Source organism: Vallitalea sediminicola (genome assembly GCF_054408565.1).
In genome coordinates, this window is the sequence record NZ_BTPT01000207.1 from 1 (window position 1) to 250 (window position 250).

A 250-nucleotide genomic window follows, 5' to 3' on the forward strand; every position below is an offset into this window, starting at 1 on the left:
GAAAATATTACTTTATAAGCCTAGTGATATTATTAGAAACAATGCTGCCATTTTTATTCGTATTTGAGAGCAAAAAACCTAAAGCAAGAGAAATCATTATCATTGCTGTCCTTTGTGCTATTGGTGTAGCTGGCAGAGCTGCATTTTTTATGCTTCCTCAGTTTAAACCAGTCATAGCTATAGTTATTATATCTGGTGTATGCTTTGGCGGTGAAACAGGTTTTCTGGTAGGAGCTGTTACAGCGTTTGC

Annotated in this window: 1 pseudogene; it reads left to right on the forward strand. The window is 36.4% G+C overall.

The window, feature by feature from the left end:
- Positions 1–250 (forward strand): annotated as a pseudogene (locus ACX6CF_RS26435) (ECF transporter S component); the annotation flags it as partial.